The following is a 256-nucleotide window of genomic DNA, read 5'->3' on the forward strand; positions in this document are numbered from 1 at the left end:
TCACCTGCCCGGTCAGGTCACCAAAGCCGTTGTAGGCATAGGTGGTGTGCAAGCCCTTGGGGTCGGTCACCTGGGTTACCTGGTCGAAGGCGTTGTACTGGCTGCCGATCTCCGCCTCCACGCCGCCCACGTCCTCCAGGGTCTGCGCCAGACGGTTCAACGGGTCGAACTGCTGGCGGGTCACGCGCTGCAGGGCGTCGGTGACCGTCTGCGGATTGCCGCTGGCATCGTAGGTGAAGCCGGTGGCGTGGCCGCT

At 66.4% G+C, this 256-nt stretch carries 1 protein-coding gene; it reads right to left on the reverse strand.

All coding sequences use genetic code 11. The annotated features are described in order from the left end of the window. Positions 1–256, reverse strand: a 256-nt coding sequence (locus tag IAE56_RS21000; protein WP_200753847.1) for an RHS repeat domain-containing protein, incomplete at both ends; no start/stop codon positions are given.

The organism is Stenotrophomonas sp. S41 (assembly GCF_016624625.1).
Taxonomy (GTDB): domain Bacteria; phylum Pseudomonadota; class Gammaproteobacteria; order Xanthomonadales; family Xanthomonadaceae; genus Stenotrophomonas.